The sequence below is a fragment of the Albimonas pacifica genome (genome assembly GCF_900113695.1).
In the GTDB taxonomy this organism is placed as follows: Bacteria; Pseudomonadota; Alphaproteobacteria; order Rhodobacterales; family Rhodobacteraceae; genus Albimonas; species Albimonas pacifica.
The window spans coordinates 1-4340 of the sequence record NZ_FOQH01000041.1 but is presented as its reverse complement, the minus strand read 5'-3'; the positions used below and the strand labels follow the sequence as shown (position 1 = coordinate 4340).

Sequence of the window (4340 nt, the reverse complement as noted above, 5' to 3'; positions counted from 1 at the left end):
GGTTCCGGCATCGAGAACGATGCCATCCGAGGCGACCTGCGCCTCCTGCAGGGCGCGGCGGCGGGCGCGTTCCTCGGCGTCGCGGCGCGCGGTTTCGGGGTCCGTGGCCGAAGCGGGTTCGCCCGCGGCCTGCGCGGCGAGAGCTATGCGGTGGCGCTCCTCCATCAGAACGCGCTCACGGTCGAACTGGGCGCGCAGGGCCTCTGCCTGGTCGTCAAGCAGGGCGCGGATTTCGCCCGCACGGGCGGCGTCGGCGCGGCGCATTGCGGCGAGCTCGGCTTCGAGAGCGGCGAGGCGGGGGTCTTCGCGCGTAGGCTCTACCCGCTTTTGAGGCGGAGGCGGCGGAGCGATTTCCAGCGAGGGCGGGTCCGGCTCGGCCTGCCGGGGCAGGGTGATTTCGGTGGAGAGCCCGGGCGCGTCATAGCCAGCCTCCTGCATCTCCTCGGCCGAGGAGGTGCGGGCGAAGAACGCGGTGACCTGCTCGGGCGCGAGCAGCAGCGCGCCGACCCCGGCAAGCAGGGCGGCCAGCGCCACGCCGCCGAGCAAGCGGCCGGGGGCGCGGCGGGGCGTGCCTTCCATCGCTTCGCGGCGGGCGGCGAGAAGGGCGTCGCGATCCTCGCTCATCGCTCGGGCGCCCCGCGGCGCGGGGCAGGGGCCGCGATTGGCCTGAGCGCGTCGCCATGGGCGATGGCGGCTGCCTGTTCGCCATAGCGCAGGGTCCAACGGGCGGAGACGCGGTCGGCAGTGAACCCGTCCGCATTCTGGACCGTGTTGACCAGGGCTTCCTCGCCGTTCGCATCGACGGCGAAGAGCGCCGGGCGCGGCGCGTTCCGGGGCAAGCGGAAGGTGGTCTTCACGCCGTCGTCAAACACGGCGAGCGGCTTCAGCGCGGCGTTCCCGGCCCAATGGTAGTCGCGGTCCTTGGGGCGCGAAGCGGCGAGCGCGGCGGAGCGGGCTTCGGCAGCCTCCTCCTGCGGGTAGGTGAAGGACACGCGATAGGCGTGGTGGCGCGATCCGGCCTTGAGCCAGCGGGCGCGCAGCTCGAACACGTAAGCACGGCGGTCGGTGATGACGTTCATATTGCTCGCCGCCCCCGCGATCAACGGTTTGATCGCCAGCACGTCGCCGCGGTGCAGACGTACGATCTGCCAGGAGGCGCTGTCGCCGACCGAGACCGACTGGACCGCCTCGCCGGGCGCGAAGCGGATATGGGTGATGAACTTCATCGCGAGGTCCAGCCGAAACACCTCGTCCGGGTCATAGGCGAGGCTGCGGATGCGCGGATCCGGCCCGACCGGACGCGGAGCGACCTCGGCCATGACGGGCGAGGCGATCAGGGCGGCGAGGAGTAGCGCGCGCATTCAACCCTGCCTCGGGCGCAGGGTCTCGGCGTCCACCCGATAGCGGGTGACGGTGAAGCCGAGCGGGTTGGCCCAGACCTGCTGCAGCGTGCGCTCGACGCGGGGACGGAAAGCGAAGCCGATCGTGGCCACGAAGTCGCGCTCCACCGGCTGAATCCCGGGCTTTTCAAGGCGGCGGACGAAGCGGACCTGGGCTGCGTCCTCGCTCAGGATCGAGACCGCGCGCACGCGGACCGAGATCCGCGTCTCGGCGCCGTAGAGGTTCGGCGGATAGTTTTCCGCCGCGGCGGTCCAGAGGGCGCGAAGCGAGACGTCGGCCTGGCCTTCGGAGAGGCCCGCGACCATGGGAATGCGCTCGGCATTGTCCGCCGGGTCATAGGTCTCGCGGGAGGAGACGTAGCGCACCAGTTCCGCCTCGCGCACCGCGTCGCGCTCGGCGAGCGAGCCGGGGCGGGTGGAGACGACCAGCTCGCTCTCGCCGGTGCTGCGGTCGACCATCACCACATAGGGGCGGATTTCCTTCAAAGGCAGGGCCATGGCGAGGGCGAGCGAGGCGCCCAAGGCCGTCAGCAGCGAGACCCCCGCCACGCCCCAGGCGATGGAGCGCTGTCGGCGCAGGGAGAAAAACAGCTCGGTTTCGAAGGTGAGCGCGGCTGGGTCGGGGGAGGGCGGCATGGGGGACTCCCTGGCGGAGCGCGGCGCCGGTAGACGTCGCGTCGGAAAGTCGAGATGGGGAAGAGGGGTCAGGAGCGGTCGGTGACGTCCGGGCCGGAGCGGCGGGCGTCCCGCGCCTCGCTGCGGGCTCTGGCGTTGGAGTAGACGCCCGCCCGACCGGCGGCCCGGATCGCCGAACCCGGCGCGAGCTGGCCGCGCTCGGCCTCGCGCTCGCGGAAAGCGCGGGAGCGTTCCTCGCGGATCTTCGCATTCCGCTCCCAGTCGCGATAGAGGCTCTGGATGCGGCTCGCGCCCGGATCGGGGGTGCGGGCGGCCCCCAGCGCCGAGGTCACGGCGGCGGAGACCGGTCGGGCGCGCTCCTGCCCGGTGGCGGCGGTCGAGGCGCCGCCGCGAGCGGCGCGGGCCGCCATGCCGGGCCCGTCGGCGGTTGTGACGATGGAGCCCGCGAGCCCGTTCACCAGCGTCGGCACCTGAATCATCAGGAAGATCGCCGCGACCCCGACGATGATGAAGCCTGCGGCCTCGCTCAACTCGGCCGCGCCGCCCGCCTCGTCGATCATCTCCTGCCCGATGCCGACGATCGCGCCCATGACGCCCGCCAGCACGAGCGGGATCAGGGCGAAGCCGATGGCGAACTTGGCCCAGGCCTCGAACAGGTTGGAGGTCGCTTTGAACATCAGCGCGGTCAGGAAGACCGGCGCGAAGGAGACGGCCATCGCCAGCCCCACTTTGCCGAGCGCGGCGACGATGATCGCCACGCAGGCCATGAGCGCCCCGATCAGCCAAACTGCGAAGGACATCAGCGAGATCGAGTAGAAGGCGCTCTCGTCCGCGAGGACTTCCGAGAAGTCGAAGAGCTCGGTGATCATCTCGTCGAGGGCGACGTTGAGGTTCGGCGCGCCGGTTGCACCGAGCAGCTCGGCGCCGATGGCCCCCGGCGTGTTGGTGAGGATATCGTAGAAGGGCTGGAACTGCGCCCAGCTTGTCGCGACCGCGGTGATGGCGACGTAGCGGACCGACCATTTGAGGTAGTCGGCCATCCGCACCGGCGCGAACTGCAGCGCGGCGTTCGCGCCGATGAAGCAGATGCCGACCACGCCCATGGCCTGCAGCATGGTCGCGACCTCGCCGCCGAACGTGGCGAAGACGCCTTCTGCGTAGCCCGCGATCTTCTCGTCGATCTTGTCGAGCGTGTCCTGGATGAATGTCGCCACCGAGCAGCTCCTTTGATCTTGTCTGCTCGTACTCAGCGCCCGCGCGTGATCGCGCCGACGCTACGGCAGAACTTGATCGCGTCCCGGAACCCGTCGTTCTCAGCCTGCAACGCGAGAAGATGCGGGCGCAGAGCGCCTGCAGAGAGGCCGTGGAGGTCCTCCGGCACCATCGCCGCGATGGCGTTCCAGTCCCTGCGTCCCTTGAGGCAGGAGATCTCGTAGGAATCTCCGGCAGCGAAGGCCTCGCACTGGGCGCGGACATAAGCGGCATCCCAGCGGACTCGATATTCCTGCAGGATCGAACGCATGCCGGGATTGTCGGCGCGGGTCTGCAGTTCGCTTTCGTCGACGCTGCTGGAATAGCTGCACCCGAAGGACCGCTTCTCCTCCGCCGCAGCCATGCCAACCGCCGCGGCCAGCGCTGCCGCCAGGATCATCGTCTTGCGCATCATGCTTCTCCTCACTCTTCCCGGCCGACGCCCTGCAGGAACCGGCGCTGCGCCGCGCGGTCCCGGGCGGAGGCCGCCGCTTCCGTTCCCGCCGACCCGGCGGCGGCGGCCTGCACGCGTATGCTCTCGGAGAGCAGCACCGCCATTTCCGCCAGGATCCGGCTGTTGAGATCGACGCTCGCCTTGAGGTCCGTGGTCGTCCCGATCGCGGCGATCATATCGCCGACCCGCTCCATCGCCGCATTGGCGCGGCGGTAGCCCTCCTCGGCGGTCGCGACCGCCGCCATGCCCGCCCCCGCCTGCACCGCGAGCGCGCGGTCCTGCCCTTCCTCGGAACCGCGGAAGGCGGCGAGGGCGCCGAGGTCGAGTTCCTCGCGCAGTTCCGCGACGCGGTCGGACAGGTCCGCCCCGGCGCCCGGCAGCGCGCTTCCTTCGATGGCCGATGTCACGATCCCGTCGAGACTCTCGGCGGCCTCGCGCGCGGCGATGTCGGCGGCGCCGTTCAGCAGCGTGCCGAGGGCGCGGGGGCCGGTCAGGGCCTCGAGTTGGCGCTGCATCTCCTCGATCTGGCGCAGCTCGGCCTCATAGGTCTGTTTGAGCTGCTCGATCTGCTGGACCCATTGCGCGAGGGCGGCGGAGTC

Annotated in this window: 6 protein-coding genes; all 6 read right to left on the bottom strand. The window is 70.8% G+C overall.

The genetic code is table 11. The features are described 5' to 3' along the window. Positions 1–624, bottom strand: a 624-nt coding sequence (locus tag BM064_RS26355; protein WP_218161136.1) for a hypothetical protein, incomplete at its 3' end; no start/stop codon positions are given. After that, on the bottom strand, positions 621–1361 hold the full coding sequence (locus BM064_RS26350) for a TrbG/VirB9 family P-type conjugative transfer protein (protein ID WP_092866503.1): 741 nt from the start codon (positions 1359–1361) through the stop codon (positions 621–623). The genes BM064_RS26350 and BM064_RS26355, both read right to left, overlap by 4 nt. Beyond that, positions 1362–2036 (bottom strand): VirB8 family type IV secretion system protein, encoded by a 675-nt coding sequence (locus tag BM064_RS26345; RefSeq protein ID WP_092866501.1) that lies wholly within the window; start codon positions 2034–2036, stop codon positions 1362–1364. It lies immediately after the preceding gene. A gap of 68 nt (positions 2037–2104) precedes the next feature. Then, complete coding sequence (locus BM064_RS26340) at positions 2105–3250, bottom strand: TrbL/VirB6 family protein (RefSeq protein ID WP_092866498.1); 1146 nt, start codon at positions 3248–3250, stop codon at positions 2105–2107. A 32-nt stretch (positions 3251–3282) separates the two neighbouring features. Then, positions 3283–3699 carry a hypothetical protein gene (locus BM064_RS26335; protein WP_092866495.1) on the bottom strand — a complete coding sequence of 139 codons (417 nt, stop codon included), beginning with the start codon at positions 3697–3699 and terminating at the stop codon, positions 3283–3285. Positions 3700–3710: 11 nt separating this feature from the next. Beyond that, positions 3711–4340: type IV secretion system protein (locus tag BM064_RS26330; RefSeq protein ID WP_092866492.1), on the bottom strand; the 630-nt coding region annotated here is incomplete at its 5' end.